At 73.4% G+C, this 15,566-nt stretch carries 13 protein-coding genes; 4 read left to right on the forward strand and 9 right to left on the reverse strand.

Annotation, left to right across the window (positions count from 1 at the left end):
* Positions 1-8 precede the first annotated feature (8 nt).
* Positions 9-746, reverse strand: coding sequence for an SDR family NAD(P)-dependent oxidoreductase (locus tag ACSHV8_RS19230; protein ID WP_436534982.1), 738 nt, complete (start codon positions 744-746; stop codon positions 9-11).
* Between the two features lies 1 nt (position 747).
* A complete protein-coding gene (locus ACSHV8_RS19235) occupies positions 748-1,581 on the reverse strand; it encodes a TIGR03620 family F420-dependent LLM class oxidoreductase (protein WP_436534983.1) in 834 nt (277 codons plus the stop codon).
* A gap of 119 nt (positions 1,582-1,700) precedes the next feature.
* On the opposite strand from ACSHV8_RS19235, the gene ACSHV8_RS19240 reads away from it, so the two are divergent.
* On the forward strand, positions 1,701-2,297 hold the full coding sequence (locus ACSHV8_RS19240) for a TetR/AcrR family transcriptional regulator (RefSeq protein WP_436534985.1): 597 nt from the start codon (positions 1,701-1,703) through the stop codon (positions 2,295-2,297).
* A 139-nt stretch (positions 2,298-2,436) separates the two neighbouring features.
* Here the strand turns inward: ACSHV8_RS19240 and ACSHV8_RS19245 are convergent, their stop codons facing one another.
* Entirely contained in the window at positions 2,437-3,303 is an 867-nt protein-coding gene (locus tag ACSHV8_RS19245) for an NADP-dependent oxidoreductase (protein ID WP_436534987.1), read from the reverse strand.
* Between the two features lie 121 nt (positions 3,304-3,424).
* On the opposite strand from ACSHV8_RS19245, the gene ACSHV8_RS19250 reads away from it, so the two are divergent.
* A complete protein-coding gene (locus tag ACSHV8_RS19250) occupies positions 3,425-5,455 on the forward strand; it encodes a LuxR C-terminal-related transcriptional regulator (protein WP_436534989.1) in 2,031 nt (676 codons plus the stop codon).
* A 202-nt stretch (positions 5,456-5,657) separates the two neighbouring features.
* On the opposite strand, the gene ACSHV8_RS19255 is transcribed toward ACSHV8_RS19250, so the two are convergent.
* Both ACSHV8_RS19255 and ACSHV8_RS19260 read right to left on the reverse strand, forming a co-directional pair.
* Positions 5,658-6,134, reverse strand: a complete 477-nt coding sequence (locus tag ACSHV8_RS19255) for a nuclear transport factor 2 family protein (RefSeq protein WP_436534991.1) — start codon at positions 6,132-6,134, stop codon at positions 5,658-5,660.
* Between the two features lie 86 nt (positions 6,135-6,220).
* On the reverse strand, positions 6,221-7,024 hold the full coding sequence (locus tag ACSHV8_RS19260) for an SAM-dependent methyltransferase (protein WP_436534992.1): 804 nt from the start codon (positions 7,022-7,024) through the stop codon (positions 6,221-6,223).
* 58 nt (positions 7,025-7,082) lie between these two features.
* Between ACSHV8_RS19260 and ACSHV8_RS19265 the strand changes: the two genes are divergently transcribed.
* On the forward strand, positions 7,083-7,493 hold the full coding sequence (locus ACSHV8_RS19265; RefSeq protein ID WP_436534994.1) for a type II toxin-antitoxin system PemK/MazF family toxin: 411 nt from the start codon (positions 7,083-7,085) through the stop codon (positions 7,491-7,493).
* Here the strand turns inward: ACSHV8_RS19265 and ACSHV8_RS19270 are convergent.
* The 4 genes from ACSHV8_RS19270 to ACSHV8_RS19285 form a co-directional block, all read right to left on the reverse strand.
* Positions 7,490-8,203, reverse strand: coding sequence for a GTP pyrophosphokinase (locus ACSHV8_RS19270; RefSeq protein ID WP_436534995.1), 714 nt, complete (start codon positions 8,201-8,203; stop codon positions 7,490-7,492). The genes ACSHV8_RS19265 and ACSHV8_RS19270 overlap by 4 nt on opposite strands.
* A 166-nt stretch (positions 8,204-8,369) precedes the next feature.
* Positions 8,370-9,089 carry an alpha/beta fold hydrolase gene (locus ACSHV8_RS19275; RefSeq protein ID WP_436534997.1) on the reverse strand — a complete coding sequence of 240 codons (720 nt, stop codon included), beginning with the start codon at positions 9,087-9,089 and terminating at the stop codon, positions 8,370-8,372.
* A 61-nt stretch (positions 9,090-9,150) separates the two neighbouring features.
* Positions 9,151-11,856 (reverse strand): helix-turn-helix transcriptional regulator, encoded by a 2,706-nt coding sequence (locus ACSHV8_RS19280; protein ID WP_436534999.1) that lies wholly within the window; start codon positions 11,854-11,856, stop codon positions 9,151-9,153.
* 18 nt (positions 11,857-11,874) lie between these two features.
* The gene (locus tag ACSHV8_RS19285) at positions 11,875-14,559 is read right to left on the reverse strand and encodes an AAA family ATPase (RefSeq protein WP_436535001.1); all 2,685 of its coding nucleotides are present in this window, start codon (positions 14,557-14,559) and stop codon (positions 11,875-11,877) included.
* Positions 14,560-14,693: 134 nt separating this feature from the next.
* On the opposite strand from ACSHV8_RS19285, the gene ACSHV8_RS19290 reads away from it, so the two are divergent.
* Positions 14,694-15,563, forward strand: a complete 870-nt coding sequence (locus ACSHV8_RS19290; protein ID WP_436535003.1) for an AfsR/SARP family transcriptional regulator — start codon at positions 14,694-14,696, stop codon at positions 15,561-15,563.
* The last annotated feature ends 3 nt before the right edge of the window (positions 15,564-15,566 follow it).

Here is a 15,566-nt window from a genome sequence, read left to right on the forward strand (position 1 = left end):
GCTCCGGGTCAGACCTGGCTGGCGCCGCCGTCCACGTAGATCTCGGCGCCGGTCATGAACGAGCTGGCGTCCGAGGCCAGGAACGCGACCACGTCCGCGATCTCCGACGGCTTGCCCAGGCGGTTCATCGGGACACCGCTGGCCAGGCCCTTGAGCAGCTGCTCGGCCGAGGCCGGGTCGGGGGCCAGGCCGCTGAGGCCGGGCGTCTCGATCGGGCCGGGAGCGATGCTGTTGACGCGGATCTCGCGGCCGACCAGCTCGGCCGCCCAGCTGCGGGTGAACGAGCGCAGCGCGGCCTTGCTGGCGGCGTAGACGCTGAACGACGCGGCGCCCTTCACGTCGATGTTGGAGCTGGTGATGATCACCGACGCACCACGGTTGAGCAGCGGCAGCACGGTCTGCACGGTGAACAGCGTGCCGCCCACGTTGGTGTTGAACGTGTCCGCGTAGTGCTGCCAGGTGATGTCACCGAGCGCCGCGAACTCGCCGCCACCCGCGTTGGCGAACAGCACGTCGAGCCCGTCGCCGCGACGGCGGATCTCGTCGGCCACCCGTACCAGATCGTCGATGTTCGCCACATCGGCGCGGATGCCCTGGGCGTGGGCGCCGATCGAGGCCACGGCCTGGTCGAGCGTCTCCTGGCTGCGGCCGGTGACGAAGACGTGGAAGCCGTCGGCGGCGAGCCGGCGAGCGGCGGCCAGGCCGATGCCGGAGGTGCCACCGGTGACGAGTGCGGTCTTGGTCATGTCAGTTCTCCTTCGAAAGAAACGCCAGCTCACGCCACTGCGCGAGGGGAAGTGCAGAAGATCCGAGGACGTGTACGGCGACGTGGTCGGCCCCCGCGTCGAGGTGTTCGCGCACCCGCCGCTGGATGTCCTCGGCCGTGCCGTGCGCGACGAGCGCGTCGATGATCCGGTCGCTGCCACCGCCGGCCAGGTCGTCGTCGGTGAACCCGAGCCGTTTCAGGTTGTTGCGATAGGTCGGGAAGCCGAGGAACATCCCGATGCCGGCGCGGGCCGCCGCCCGGGCCTCGGCCACGTCGGTGCCGAGAAAGACGGCCTGGTGCGGCGCGATGAGCGGCTTCGGGCCGACGATCTCCCGGTGGGCCGACACGTAGTCCGGTGTCACCAGGAACGGATGCCATCCGGCGGTCCGGGCGACCGCCAGCTCGACCATCTTCGGCCCGAGCGCCCCGAGCAGCTGCCGCCCCGGACCGACCTCGTCCAGGTAGTGCCGCATCGACTCGACCGGCTTGCCGTAGTCCAGCCCGTGCGCGGCCGCCCCGGCCGGACTGCCGATGCCCAGGCCCAGCACGACCCGGTCCTGCCGGGCCGCGGCCCACGGGCCCAGCGTCGACGCCGGCTGCCCCCAGATGTTGAGGACACCGGTGACCACCTGGCTGTTCGGCGCGGCGACCAGAAGGTGGTCGACGTCGTCGAGGACGCCGGTCCCGTCCAGGCCGGGCAGCCAGATCGTCCGCCATCCGAGCGCGTCCAGCTCGGCCGCGGCGTCGCGCACCCGCGGCCGCCCGGCGCCGCGTAACTCCATGCTCCAGACGCCTACGCGTCCCAGAGTCTCCATGATCCCGACCCCATTTCTGTACCGCTCGGTACCGAATGACGAAACGCTAGCACGCGGGAACTTATTTCTGTACCGATCGGTTAAGATGAGGTGCGTCACGACGACGGGGAGGCAACGCGATGACCACCAAGGAACGCGGACGGCCCCGGGGCTTCGACGCCGACGCGGCCCTGGACCGGGCCGTCGAGGTGTTCTGGCGGCACGGCTACGAGGGCGCGTCGCTGAGCGACCTCACCGGGGCGATGGGCATCAACCGCACCAGCATGTACGCCGCCTACGGCAACAAGGACGAGCTGTTCCGGCGGGCCGTCGCGCGCTACGCCGAGATCGACATGGCCTACGTGCGCGAGGCGATGACCCGGCCCACCGCGTACACGGTGATCGAAGCCTTTCTCCGAGCCAACGCCGACGCACTGACCAGAACCGATCGCCCGGCCGGATGCCTGTCCATCCAGGGCGGGCTCGCCTGCGGCAGCGACAACGGGCACATCGCCCAGTTCCTGGCCGCGAGCCGGCTCGCCGGGGAAGCCGCCCTGGCCGAGCGCCTCACCCAGGCGGTGACCGAGAACGATCTGCCGGCCGGGACCGATCCGGTCGCCCTGGCCCGCTACGTGATGGTGGTCAGCGAGGGCAACGCGGTCCACGCTGCCGCGGGCGTCGACCGGGCCGCACTGCACGCCACGGTCGACTTCGCCCTACGCGCGATTCCGCACTAGGTTTTCCACACCGACGCCCTGTCCACAGACCACCCGCACGATCTTGGAAAATCCGGCCACACTGTCAGCGGGGGCTTCCCCTCGGTGGGGTGGGTCATGTGGTGGAAGCCGGCCAAGATCATCTTCACATTTAAGATCATCAAGCTTCCAACACAAATTTGGTACGGGCGGAGCCGCTCTCCAGGAGCGCGTGCACGCGAGCGGCGTCGGCCAGCGGCGCCACGGTCCGCCCCTGAAGCGTGAGCCCGGCGCCCACGACCGTCGCCAGAGCGGCCTTGACCTGCGACGGAACCACCTCGGAGAGTTTCACGCCCAACCCCGGACCGTGCGGGTCGGACAGCGTGATCACCCGCTCGGGCCCGCCGGCCAGCTCGATCATCCGGGGCAGGTCGCTGCGCCCGGAGGCGTCGAAGACCGCGTCGACGCGATGCCCCGGCACGGTCCGGTAGTCGACCGGTGTCGCGCCGAGGCTCGACGCCAGCGCGAAGTCGTCCGGGCGGACGGCCGCGATCACCGTCGCGCCCCGGGCCACGGCGAGCTGGGTCGCGATCGTCCCGACCGACCCGGCCGCGCCCAGCAGCAGCACCGTCTCCCCGGCCGTCACCGCGAGCTGGTCGAGCACGCGGACCGCGGCCTCGCCGGAGGCCGGCAGCGCGGCGGCGTCGGCCCACGACAGGGCGGGCGGCTTCGGCACCCAGTGGTCGGCGACGACCAGTTCGGCGTAGCCGCCGAGATCGGGTAGGAAGACCGCCACCTCGTCACCCACGGTCACGTCGGTGACGTCGGCGCCGACGCTCTCGACCGTCCCGGCCGCCTCGAAGCCGAGGACCTTGCCGGGGAACCGGGCGGCCAGCCGGCCGGAGCGGATCGCGACGTCGGTCGGGCCGACACCGGCGAACCGGACCGCGACCCGGATCTGCCCGGCGCCCGGTTCGAGGACCTCGGTCTCGCCGAGTCGCAGCACGTCCGGAGTTCCGTAGCCGTCAAGAAGAATCGCCCTGGTCATGCCGCTACCCTATGTCGATCTTGAGGAAATCCGGGCACCGCGGACGCCGTTTGGGTCATCCCGCAGTCACGTGACGGATCCCGCATCATGCCGGTAACGAGTTCCCGGTAGCTTTCCGCGGGTGACAGCGGAACCGCCCCCTGAGACCTGGCCGGCCACGCTCCTGGAGGAGCCCGGCCGAGCACTGACCGTCACCGGGGACGACCACGCCACCCTGCTGGACCGGGCCGCGGCCGAGGCGACAGATCGCGGGTGGCGCGTGCTCCGGGTGACCGGGGTGCCCGCCGAGGCCGACGTGCCGTACGCGGCCCTGGAACGGCTCCTGCGCCCGCTGGTGACCGGTTCCGCCCACCGCACGATCGACCAGGTGCTCGCCGGTGACACCACCGACCGGCGGGCCTACCGGGTCGCGCTGGCCGTCGTCGACCTGATCGAACCGTCCACCCTGCTGATCGCCGGCGACGCGCAGTGGCTCGACGAACCGACCTGGCAGGTCCTGACGTTCGCCGGGCGGCGCCTGACCCGGTCGTCGCTGCTGTTCGGGCTGGGCGACGGCCCGCGGCGGCTGACCTGCGGGCCGGACGAGGCGCACGCCCACGCCCTGGAGTGGGCCGCCCGGCAGCAGGAGCGGCGCGGTGACACCCGGGCCGCGCTCGTCACCTGGAAACGCGCGGCCGCTCTCGCCGCGGATCCGGCCCGCTACCTCTTCCGGGCCGCGGTGTGCGCCGACGATGCCGGGGTGGCCGAGGCCGTACGGGACATGATCGACCGAGACCGGCTGACCGATCGGGATCGGCTCTGGCTGAACTGGCACGACGGCGGGGCCGGGGCCGACCTCGAAGTCACCAATGCCCGACTGCTCGCGTTCGCGCAGGTCAGCGGCGGGGCGTTCGACATTCTGGGCGAGATCGTGGTGCAGCTGTTCGTCACGCCGCTGGAGGCCGAGGTCCGCGCCGCGATGACCGATCTGGCCCGGCGCGACAGCGTGCCCGAGGCCCGCGCGGTCGCCCTGCTGGCCCTGGTCGCACCGCTGGAGCACGGCAAGGAGGTGCTCGCCGCGCTGCCCCGGTTCCTGTCCACCGCGCCGGTCGACGCGGCCGAGCAGACCATGCTGGCCTGGGGCGCCCTCGCGGTCGGCGCCGTCGCGCCGGCCCGGACACTGATCGCCGGGGCGATCGCCCGCTGCCGCGACCGGCAGCGGCTCGGCCGGCTCACCCAGGCGCTGGTCACCGAGGCCTGGATCGGCGTCTTCCGGGCCGACGCGCACGCGATCGAGCGGGCCGCGAGCGAAGCGATCACGCTGGCCGAGCGGACCGCGCAGCCCCGCTGGGCGATCCTGGCCCGGCTGGCCCGGGGCATGGTCGCGGCGCTGCGCGGCGACCAGCCGGCGGCCGAGACGGCCGTGGACACCGCGGTGCGTGAACTGCTGCCCAACGGCGCGCACCTGATCGGGCTGTGCCAGCTCGTGCGCGGTACCGCGGCGCTCGCCGTCGGCAACGGCGTGGCCGCTTTCGATCACCTGCGGCGGATGTTCGACCGGGGCGACATCGCGTTCCACCCGACGGTCCGCTTCTGGGCCATCGGCTCGCTCACCGAGGCCGCGGTGCTCGCCGGACGCACCACGGAACTCGCCGAGCTGCTCGCCGAACTGGACGAGGAGGCGGAAACCCGCTGCTCACCGGCCCTGGCGCGCGGCCTTTACGCCGCCCGCGTGCAGCTGCGGCTGCACGAATCCCCGGCCGGTCACGCGCCCGGCGAGGTCGCCGAGGTGCTGCCCGCGCACCCCTTCGACAAGGCAAGAGCCGATTTCGCGTACGGGGTGAGCCTGCGCCGCGATCGTCAGCACGCCGAAGCCCGCCCGTACCTGCGCGCGGCGGCCAGCCTGTTCGACGCGCACGGCGCCGACGCGTGGGCCGACCGCGCCCGTCAGGAGTTACGCGCCACCGGCGAGTCGGTCCGGCGGCCCGGACGGGAGGCGCTGACCGCGCAGGAGAGCGAGATCGCCGAGCTGGCCGCGCTCGGGCTGACCAACAAGGAGATCGCCCAGCGCCTGTTCCTGTCGCCGCGCACGGTGAGCAGTCATCTCTACCGCATCTTCCCGAAGCTCGGTGTCACCGCCCGCAGCGAGCTCGCCACCGCTCTGAACTCCTGACACCGCTCGCCGCGCGCCTCGCCCGGCACCCGGCCGGGCGGCGAGGCCGGACGCTCCCATTTCTGAGCCGGGGCGCGACGCTCCTGTTTCTGAGCCGGGGCGCGACGCTCCTGTTTCTGAGCCGGGGCGCGACGCTCCTGTTTCTGAGCCGGGGCGCGACGCTCCTGTTTCTGAGCCGGGGCGCGACGCTCCTGGACCGCGGTCAGGGCGCGATCTCGGTCGCGGCCAGCGCGGCGGCCAGGGCGGGCAGGCGGCCGAAGGCGCGGGCGCCGGCCACGTGGTGCACGTAGTCGCGGGACTCGACGATCACCCCGTCGCGGACCCGGACCACGAAGATGCACGGCAGCGTGAAGGCCCGGCCGTCGACCACCCCGGCGTACGAGAACTCGAAGATCACCACCTCGGGGTCGGGCGTGGTGAACACGTGATCGTCGACGACGTCGTAGCGTTCCACCCCGGCGGGCCGGCCCCCGGCCGAGAAGTGCTCCCGCAAGGCGGCCCGGCTGAGCAGCGGTGTGTCGCCGAGCGGCTGGAACGGGTGACGCACGTCGGTGTGCTCGGCGTAGCAGGCGGCCAGCTCGTCGAAGAGCGCCGCCTCCTCGGCATCGGTGAGCCCACCACGCATGAGGCGGCAGACCCCGGCGGCCACGGCACGGACGGTTTCCTCGGGCGTACGCATGATGGTTCCTCCTGACGGTGAGCTTTCTACGAACTCACCGGCCGACGAGACGGCGGGCTCGCGGGCGCGTCGAGCGGACAACGAGCTCAGGAGCGGGTCACGCGGGCGACGAAGCCGTTGCAGGCGACGTCCTCCACGCGCGGGCGCGGGTTCGGCGCCTCGTCGGCCCACCACTCGGAGACCGACTGCACGCCCGGCCCGACCGGCGTGAGATCAGGACGGTCGAAAAGCTCGGCCAGCTCGACCCCGGACCGTGCCTGGGACTGCGCCTCGGCCACCGCCCGGACCGCCTTGAACTCCTCCGGCGTCATGTATTCGAGCGTCACATGGCTGGCCACCACGTAACTCCCGTCCGGCAGCGCGTCGATCAGCGTGTCCAGGATGCCGCGCGGGTCCTCGGCGTCCCGGACGAAGTGCAGGATCGCGATGAGCATGAGCGCGACCGGCTGGTTCAGGTCCAGCGTCCGGCGCAGGTCCTCGTCGCCCAGGATCCGTACGGGATCGCGCAGGTCCGCGTCGAGGTAGGCCGTCCGCCCGCGGGGGTCACCGGTGAGCAGCGCCCGGGCGTGCGCCAGCACCAGCGGGTCGTTGTCGGCATAGACGACCCGGGCGGTCGGGTCGGCCAGCTGGGCCAGCTCGTGCGTGTTCGGCGAGGTGGGGATGCCGGTGCCGATGTCCAGGAACTGGCGGATGCCCAGCCCGGCCAGGTGACGCACGGCGCGGTGCAGGAACCAGCGGTTCTCGTGCACGGTCAGCCGGACCAGCGGCATCCGTGCCTCGATCTGCCGCGCGGACTCCCGGTCGGCCTCGAAGTTGTCCTTGCCGCCCAGCCAGTAGTCGTAGCGCCGGGCCGGATGCGGACGGCTGGTGTCCAGACCTGAATCGGCCACGATCTACCTCCTCTGTGGACGTTGCCGCCCACCTTACGACATCCGTTAAGGTGCGCCGATGGAAAATCGACGCGGGCCCCGGCAGGTGCCCACCGAGGAGCGCGGGCGGCACATCGTCTACGCGCCGAACATCGACGGTGACGCGGATCCCGGCGAGATCGTCTGGACCTGGGTGGAGTACGAGGAGGACGACGGCCGGGGCAAGGACCGTCCGGTGCTGGTGGTCGGCCGGGAGGGCCGGACCCTGCTCGGCCTGATGCTCTCCAGCCAGGACGACCGTAACGGCGAGCGGCACTGGCTGGCCCTCGGCCCCGGCGAGTGGGATCGGGAGAACCGGCCGAGCTGGCTGCGGCTCGACCGGGTTCTGGAGGTCGAGGAGGACGGTATCCGCCGCGAGGGCGCGATCCTCGACCCGCAGCGGTTCACCCGGGTGGCGATGATCCTGCAGCGCAACTACAACTGGAGCTAGTGCCTCGGGCCGTGGATCTCCTGGTGGAGGCGTTCCATGCGCTCGTCGAGGCGGGCCGCGTCCTCGGCCGCCGCGGCCAGTTCGTCGCGCAGCGGGGCCGGGACGTCGGCGTCGTGCTTGTAGTAGATCTTGTGTTCCAGGCTGGCCCAGAAGTCCATGGCCACGGTGCGGATCTGCACCTCGACCGGCACGGCGACGACCTGGTCGGAGAGGAAGACCGGGATCTCGACGATCAGGTGCAGGCTGCGGTACCCGTTGGGTTTCGGCTGGGCGATGTAGTCCTTGGTCGTGACCAGGTGGATGTCGGGTTGCTGGGTCAGCATCCGGGCGACCGTGTAGACGTCGGGCACGAACCCGCAGACGATCCGGATGCCGGCGATGTCCCGGATGCGGGCCCGCAGGTCGTCCATGGTCATCGGGCAGCCGATCCGGCGGGCCTTGGCGTTGATGCTGGCCAGGCTCTTGAGGCGGGGGCTGACGTGCTCGATCGGGTTGCCCCGGCCGCGGTGGGCGAGTTCCTCGGCCAGGATGTTGATCTTCGTGCCGATCTCGGCCAGACCGAATTTGTACACCATCAGGAAGGTGTTCAGCTCGGACCGCACGTGGTGCGGCATCTCCGGCTCGGGGGTCGTGAAGATCAGCGGGTGCAGACGTGCGACCTGCCGGTCACCTGCGCGGAAGATCTCCGGCTCGGGATGGTCGGTGGTCACGTTCTTTCCCCTCGGTGCGCGCCCGGTGCCACTGCACCGTCAATCGGCACTTCCGGGCGGCACTGTAGCGGACGGCCGCTCGCCCCGGGCGGGAGCCTGCCCGGAGGTCACCCGGGGGTGTCCACGGCCGGGGCGGAACGCCGTACGCGCACATCGGTTTTGATCTTCAGTACTTGAGGGCGGCCGCCAGGATCGTCTCGGCGACCGCGCCCGGCTGCGAGACCGTCAGCGCGTGGCCGGCGCCGGGGATTTCCCGCAGCTCGTGGCCCTGCGCGCGTTCGGCCATGAAGCGCAGTGCCGGCGCCGGGATGTTGCGGTCGGCGTCGCCCCAGACGAACCAGCTGGGCAGGGTGCGCCAGGCCGGCTCGCCGACCAGACCGGCGGTCAGCGCGCGCTCGGCCACCGGCCGCTGCGTGGCCGCCATCAGCGCGGCCACGCCCGGCTCGACGTCGGCCGCGAACTGCTGGGCGAACTTGGCGACGTCGATCGACAGCTCGACGCCGCCGACGCTCAGCGGGCGCGGGACGACCGCCTCGCCCAGCGTGCTCCCGGGGAACTTCCCGGACAGTTCGAGCGCGCTCTCCCCCGTTTCCGGGGCAAAGGCCGAGACATAGACCAGGGCTTCGACGTACGGGTTCCCGGCCGCCGCCTGCGTGATCACCTGACCGCCGTAGGAATGCCCGGCCAGGACCACCGTCCGTCCCAGGGAGGTGATCACGTCGCGGACGTAATCGGCGTCCCCGGCCAGGTCACGCAGCGGGTTGGCGACCGCCACCGAGGTCACGCCGCGGGCCGACAGGCGCTCGATGACGCCGTTCCAGCTCGCCGACTCGGCGAAGGCGCCGTGGACCAGCACGACGACCGGTTCGTTGTCGTTCTCCGGCATATTCAGTCCTCTCGTTGGGCCGACCCGACGTTAGGACGCGGTTGTGGGGAAAAAGTGGGCGTCAGGCCAGTCCGGCGATCGCGTCCCGCAGCGCCCCGCGGCCGTTGATGCCGAGCTTGGGGAAGATGCGGTACAGGTGGGCGCCGACCGTGCGGTGTGACAGGAACAGGTGGTCGGCGATCTCCTTGTTGGTCCGGCCCTCGGCCGCGAGCCGGGCGATCTGCAGCTCCTGCGCGGTCAGGGCGGCGTTCTGGGGGGCGTCGGCGGTCTCCGGCACGGCGACGCCGGAGGCGCGGGCCTCGGCCTCGGCCCGGGCCGTCCACGGCCGGGCGCCGGCCTCGCGGAACACGTCGGCCGCGGCGGTCAGCTCGATGCGGGCCTCGTTGATGCGGCGCTGCCGGCGCAGCCATTCGCCGTAGGCCAGGCGGGTGCGGGCCACCTGCAGCGGGTATCCGTGCCCGCCGGGCAGGGCGAGCGCCGCCCGGAAGAAGGGCTCACCGTCCTCGGCCAGCAGCCCGTCCGCCCGCAGCAGCAGCATGCGGATCAGCGGGCTGGTGAACGTGGCCGCCCGCTCCTTGACCTCGGCCAGCCGCTCGCCGAACTGTGTCGCGTACCCGGACCGGCAGGCGGCCTCGGCCAGGTCGGCGATCGCCAGCAACCCCATGTCGGGAATATCGCAGACCGCGTTCAGCTCGATGTACGCGTTCCAGTGCCGCCCGGCGCCCAGTTCGACCAGGCCCTGGCTCCAGCGCTGCCACACGGTCATGTCGACGCGGGTCGGCGAGCCCAGCGCCCGGCTGCGGGCCAGCGCCGCCGTGCTCGCCTCGGTGTCCCCGCGCCACGCGTGGATGTGCGCGACGACCGCCTCACCGATCGCGCTGAGGAAGTGTTCCCCCAGGTCGGCGGTGATGCGGCAGCCTTCCTCGGCGATCGGCAGCGCCTCGGCCAGCCGGCCCTGCGCGGCCAGCGCCCGGCCGAGCACGACGCTGCTGGTGGCGACGTCGCCGACCGTGCGCAGCTGCCGGGACTGCGTCAGCCCGACCTCGTGATAGCGGGCCGCGAGGACCCAGTCGTGGGCCGGTTCGACGCCCAGGCCCAGGCTCGACGCCTCCTGGGAGGTGCGGAACGCCGCCGGTATCTCGCGCAACCGCTCGACCGCGGCCTGGCCGAACCGGGCCGGGTCGAGCAGGGCCCGGATGCCGGCCGTCATCAGGTCCTCGTTCGTGTCGCCGATCGCGTCGAGGTCCTCGACGATCCGCTGCCGGATGTCCGGCCCGGTGCCGTAGGCGGCGCAGAAGACGGCGGTGCTGTACATCAGGGCCAGCGCCAGGAGCTCGGCCTCGGGGGCCACGCCGGCCGTCCGCCGGGCGATCGAGCTCATCTGCAGCGGGTCGCGGCTGATGAACCCGCTGGTGATGCCGATGGCCTCCTCGGCCAGGGCGGCCCGGGCCAGGACGATCGGGTTGGCCGAGGTGTGGATCGCGGTGGCCGCCAGCCGGACCGCGGCCGTGTTCAGGCCGGCCATGCGGGCGGCCTCGGCGGCGAAGGCGAGCCGGCGGGCCCGGTCCTCGTCGTTCTCGGAGAGGTCCGCGGCCCGGGCCCAGGACCGGGTCGCGGCACCGGTGTCGCCCCGGGCGGTCAGTGCCTCGGCCGCCCGGTCGAGGTCGGCCGCGACCGCCTCGTCGGCCCCGGTCGCCGCGGCGGCCCGGTGCCAGGCCGCGCCGGGCTGGTCACCACTGGCGGTGAGCATGTCGGCCACCGCCTCGTGCACGGCGACCCGCCGCTGACGGCTGGCCGCCTCGTAGACCGCCGAGCGGACCAGTGGGTGACGGAACCGCAGCTCAGACGCGGTGGCCCGGACCAGACCGGCCTCCTCGGCCGGTTCCAGGTCGGCCAGGCCGAGCCCGAGGCGCCCGGCCACCGCGGTCAGCTCGTCCAGCCGCGATCCGGTGGTCGCCGCCGCGATCAGCAGCAGGTCCTGGGCCGGTTCGGGCAGGCCGGCGACCTGACCGGCGAAGACCCGTTCGAGCCGTTCGGACAGCGGCAGCCGGGGGTGGACCCCGGTCACCTCGGCCGGGTCGCGGCCGGCCAGGCCCCGGGCCAGCTCGATCAGGGCCAGGGGGTTGCCCTCGGCCTCGTCCAGGACCATCGCCCGGGCGGCCGGGTCGAGCGCCGGGTTGGACGAACCGAGCAGTTCGGCGGCGGCGTCGTCGGGCAGCCGGCCCAGGGTCATCTCGGGCAGGCGCATCGTGCTCAGCGGGGCCGGCGGTTCGTCGCGGCAGCTGGCGACGATCAGGACGGGCACGTCGCGCAGGCGCCGGGCCACGAAACCGATCATGCCGAGGCTGGGCTCGTCGAGCCACTGGACGTCCTCCAGCACCAGCAGCAGCGGGCGGTCGCCGGCCAGGTCCTCGAGGAGGCTGAGCACCGCGACCGAGAGCACGAGACGGTCCGGGGAGACGTCCGGGCCGAGACCGAACGCGCTGCGCAGGGCGTCGCGCTGCTGCGGGGGCAGGGCGTCGACCCGGTCGAAGGCGCCGTGCAGCAGCTGGTGCAGGCCGGCCATGCCGATCGACGCCTCGCTCTGCACGCCGACGCTGACGAACGTCTGGAATCCGATGTCGACGGCCGCGCGTTCGAGGGCGTCGAGCAGGGTGGACTTGCCGATGCCGGCCTCGCCGCGCACGACGACGGTGGTCGCCTCGCCGGTCCGGCCGGCGTTCAGCAGCTCGACGAGCTCGGCGAGCTCACGTTCACGACCGATCATGGGGAGGACCGTACCGAATCAGGCAAGTTCGGCGAGCGCCTCCGGCAGCGCGGCCCGGCTGGTGATACCCAGCTTCGGGAAGATCCGGTAGAGGTGGGCCCCGACCGTACGGTGCGACATGAACAGCTGGTCGGCGATCTCCTTGTTGGTCCGGCCCTCGGCCGCGAGCCGGGCGATCTGCAGTTCCTGGGCGGTGAGCAGGGCCGCCCCGGACCGCTGGGCCGACTGGTCGACGACGATCCCGGCGGCCCGCAGCTCGGCCTTGGCCCGGGCCGCCCACGGGTGGGCGCCGGCCAGGTCGAACGCGGCCGCGGCGGCGGCCAGCTCGTCCCGGGACGCGGCCGGGCGGCGTTTGCGGCGCAGCCACTCGCCGTGGACCAGGCGGGTGCGGGCCACCTGCAGGGGGAACTCGGCGGCGGCACCGGGCACGTCCAGGGCGGCCCGGAAGTGTTCGCCGGCCCGGTCGTCGTCGCCGGCCAGCAGGCCCCGGGCGCGCTCGATCAGCATCCGCAGCAGGCCGGACCGGAACGGCCGCATCCGCTGCTCGACCGCGGCCACCACCGCCACGGCCGGGCCGGTGTCGCCGGCCAGATACGCCGCCTCGGCCAGGTCGGCCACGGCGAGCGGGCCGAGGTCGGGGTGGGCGGTCGCGCGCAGCAGGTCGCCGAGCGCGTCGGCGTACCGGCCGGCCGAGAGCGCGGCCAGCCCGCGGGCCCAGTCCAGGTGGAACCGCAGGTCGGCGCGGGCGGCCGGGACCGGTTCGACCGGTGCCGTCTCGCCGCGCCAGGCCGCGAGGTGGGCGGCGATCAGCCCGGCGTTGGCCACCAGCACCGACAGGCCGAGGTCCTCGCCGTGCCGCCGGCCCTCGTCGGCGGCCAGGGCGGCGTCGGCCAGCAGGCCGCGGACGAGCAGGTTGCGGGCCTGCTGGAGCCGGACGCTGACCAGGTCGGCCAGGGCGCCGGCCCGCCGGTAGCCCTCGACCGTGACGGTCCAGCAGGCGCCGGCCAGGACGTAGTCGTAGAGCGCCTCGGCGCTGGTGGCGAGCCCGCTGGTCCACGGCGCGGGCAGCCCGGACAGGTCGCCGGCCAGGGTCCGGACCTCGGTCAGCAGCCGATCGGCGTGCTCGGCCGGGGCCAGGAACGCGTTCACCATGGTGGTGCGCACGTCGCCCTCGGCGAACCCGAGCTCGCGCAGCGCGTCCAGGACGCGCCCGGCGGTCGCCGACCCGGGCGACTCCATCCGCAGGCGGATGCCGGCGAACAGGTACAGGGTGGCGGCCAGGTCCCGGTCGGCCGCCGTGACCCGGCGCGCGGTGTCGATCAGCTGGTCGACGTCCGGCCCGGAACTGCCGACGTACAGCGCGAGGTACGACTCGGTGGCCGTCAGCTCGGCGACGACGAGCGGATCGGCGACCTTGCGGGCGGCCGCGACCAGGCGTAACGCGGCGTCCGGGAGGCCGCCCTGACGGGCCGCGTCGGCCGCCCGGGCCAGGCGGCGGGCCACCTGCTGCGGGGACGGGGACAGCTCGGCCGCCCGTTCCAGGTAGCGCATCGCGCCGCCCAGGGCGCCGCGCGTGCGGGCCAGGTCGGCCGCGGACTCCAGGTCCTTGGCGACGAACTCGTCCCGGCCGACGGTGCCGGCCGAACGGTGCCAGGCCGACCGTTCCGGATCACCGGCGAAGACCTCGGCCAGAGCCCGGTGGGCGGCGATCCGGCGCGGGAACGAGGCGGCGCCGTAGATGGCCGAGCGGATCAGCGGGTGCCGGAACGTCAGCCGGTCGCCCGCCGGACGGACCAGCTCGGCCGCCTCGGCCTCACGCAGTCGCTGCTCGGGCGCGTCGATGCCGATCATGCGGGCGGCCTTGCCGAGCTCGGTCAGGGTGGCCTCGTTGCCGGCCGCGGCGAGCAGCAGCAGGTCCTGGGCGGGCAGCGGCAGCCGGGCCACCTGGTCGGCGAAGACGTTCTCCAGGCGGGCGCTGAGCGGCAGCCGGGTGGCCAGGCCGGCCGTGTCGTGCAGTCCGCGTTCGATCAGGCCGCGGGAGAGCTCGACCAGGGCCAGGGGGTTGCCCTCGGCCTCGTCGAGCACCCGGTCCCGGACCTCCCGGCGCAGGCCCGGGTTGAGCTCGGCCAGCAGGTCGGCGGCGTCGCCGTCGGTGAGCCGGCCGACCGGCAGTTCGGGCAGGCCCGGGTCGGTGACCTGGTCGGCCCCCTCGGTGCGGCAGGTGACGAGCATGACGATCGCCGTCTCGCGGACCCGGCGGCCGACGAAGCCGACCAGGTTGACCGTGGGCTGGTCCATCCACTGCAGGTCCTCGACGATGAGCAGCAGCGGCTGCTCCTGGGCCAGGTCCTCGAGCAGGCCGAGCACCGCCACCGAGAGCATCAGCGGGTCGGGCGAGGTGCCCGGGCCCAGGCCGAACACGCTGCGCAGGGCGGCCCGCTGCCGCTCGGGCAGCCGGTCGGCCCGGTCGACCACCACGTGCAGCAGCTGTTGCAGGCCGGCCATGCCGGAGCTGCTCTCCCGCTGGACGCCGGCGCAGGTCAGCACCCGGAAGCCGGACTCCAGCGCGGTCGCCCGGGCGTCGTCGACGAGGGTCGACTTGCCGATCCCGGCCGGGCCCCGCAGGATCAGGGCACTGCCCCGCTGACCGGCGTCCGCCAGCAGCCCATGGAGTACCGCTTGTTCCCGCCCCCGACCGTGCATGGGCAGACCTTAGCGTCGCCCGCCCTAAGTCATCGACGAACGGGTCGGTCGACGACGTAGTCGCTTGACAGATGCCCAGCTCACGGCCGCGCCGAATACTTCGGTCGGACTGCGGTACGTGGAAGGGGGACCCGTTGTCACGCAACAACATCTGGTTCACGGTGCTGGGGCCGGTACGCGCCTTCAGCAACGACCGGGAGATCGATCTGGGCGCCCCGCAGGCGCGGGCGCTGCTCGCGTTGCTGCTGGCGCACGGTGGGCAGGCCGTGAGCCTGTCGCACCTGGTCGACACCATGTGGGGTGAGGATCCGCCGCGGACGGCGGTGAACGCGATCCACCGCAATGTCGGCCTGCTGCGCCGCATGATCGAGCCGGAGCTGCCGGCCCGGCACGCCGGTGGCTGGCTGGTCCGGGCGTCCGGCGGTTACCGGCTCGACGTGGACGGTGACAGCTCCGATCTGCTGCGCTTCCGGAGTCTGGTCCGCGAGGCCCGGGCGACCGGTCCGGGCTCGGCCCGTCTGTACCGCCGGGCGCTGCACCTCTGGGCCGGCTCCGGCGGGGAAGGCCTCGACCCGCAGGTCCGGGCCGACACCGTCTTCACCCGGCTCGATCAGGAGTTGTCCGCGGTCGCCCGGGACGCGGCCGACGCCGCGCTGACCTACGGCGGGGCCGAGCTGCTGGCCGACGTCGTGGAGCAGGTGGCCGAGCGGGCGCCGTACGACGAGCCGCTGCACGAGCGCCTGATCCGGCTGCTGTCGGCCGCCGGTCAGCAGGCCCGGGCGCTGCAGGCCTACCAGCGGCTGCGCGGGCGGCTGGCCGACGAGCTGGGCATCGCGCCCGGCCCCGACGTCGCGGCCGCACGGGACGCGGTGTTGCGCCCGCCGAACCGCCCGCCGGACCGCCCGTCACGGCCGGGGCGGCGGCCACGGTCGGCGCGGCTCATGACGTACGGCCGAATGGGTTGTCGTCTCCAGCAGCGGCCCGGAGAGATATCGCCGCATTGAGCC

Source organism: Actinoplanes sp. HUAS TT8 (assembly GCF_051380535.1).
GTDB lineage: Bacteria > Actinomycetota > Actinomycetes > Mycobacteriales > Micromonosporaceae > Actinoplanes.

Excerpts from the sequence above, each read along its gene's own strand:
- ACSHV8_RS19285 (WP_436535001.1), bottom strand. The coding sequence starts at position 14,559 with ATGCACGGTCGGGGGCGGGAACAAGCGGTACTCCATGGGCTGCTGGCG.
- ACSHV8_RS19280 (WP_436534999.1), bottom strand. The coding sequence starts at position 11,856 with ATGATCGGTCGTGAACGTGAGCTCGCCGAGCTCGTCGAGCTGCTGAAC.
- ACSHV8_RS19265 (WP_436534994.1), top strand. The coding sequence starts at position 7,083 with ATGGAAAATCGACGCGGGCCCCGGCAGGTGCCCACCGAGGAGCGCGGG.
- ACSHV8_RS19245 (WP_436534987.1), bottom strand. The coding sequence starts at position 3,303 with ATGACCAGGGCGATTCTTCTTGACGGCTACGGAACTCCGGACGTGCTG.
- ACSHV8_RS19230 (WP_436534982.1), bottom strand. The coding sequence starts at position 746 with ATGACCAAGACCGCACTCGTCACCGGTGGCACCTCCGGCATCGGCCTG.
- ACSHV8_RS19240 (WP_436534985.1), top strand. The coding sequence starts at position 1,701 with ATGACCACCAAGGAACGCGGACGGCCCCGGGGCTTCGACGCCGACGCG.
- ACSHV8_RS19235 (WP_436534983.1), bottom strand. The coding sequence starts at position 1,581 with ATGGAGACTCTGGGACGCGTAGGCGTCTGGAGCATGGAGTTACGCGGC.
- ACSHV8_RS19255 (WP_436534991.1), bottom strand. The coding sequence starts at position 6,134 with ATGCGTACGCCCGAGGAAACCGTCCGTGCCGTGGCCGCCGGGGTCTGC.
- ACSHV8_RS19275 (WP_436534997.1), bottom strand. The coding sequence starts at position 9,089 with ATGCCGGAGAACGACAACGAACCGGTCGTCGTGCTGGTCCACGGCGCC.